Source organism: Pseudomonas sp. PF05 (assembly GCF_056521845.1).
Genome location: NZ_JBWLPW010000090.1, coordinates 1 through 394, shown reverse-complemented (window position 1 = coordinate 394; position 394 = coordinate 1). Strand labels below are relative to the sequence as shown.

General features: G+C 50.0%; 1 pseudogene. It reads right to left on the bottom strand.

The features are described 5' to 3' along the window. Positions 1 to 54: 54 nt before the first annotated feature. Positions 55 to 394: pseudogene (locus AC09SL_RS29560) on the bottom strand (hypothetical protein); the annotation flags it as partial.

The window sequence follows — 394 nt, the reverse complement described above, 5'->3', positions numbered from 1 at the left end:
CGTTACGCAACAGCGCATGTATTTTTGAGTGGGACGTAGTCACGGGGTAGGGCCTTATTCCGTACAGCCGGGGTAAATGGTGCATTTCTGTCCGTCGGGCATTTGAAATGTGCTGAAGTCTTTGAGGTTTCCGTAACAGAATGCATGTTGATCCTCGAAGCTCTTACCCATGCAGCGTTTATATCCATTCTTGAACTTCACCCATTTACCTGTGAAGTAGGGCGCTTCCTCAGGAGCTAACTTGATTTTCATTTTTACAGTCTTACCCGGTAGCTGATCGAGGGTGTACGCCGAGAAAGGACGCCCACGCCCAAGCTCGCCCTGTGGGTTGGTTTTTTTGCAGTCGAGGATTTTTCTGAGAATGCGGGGCTTGCCTGAAGTGCGGAACAACCAC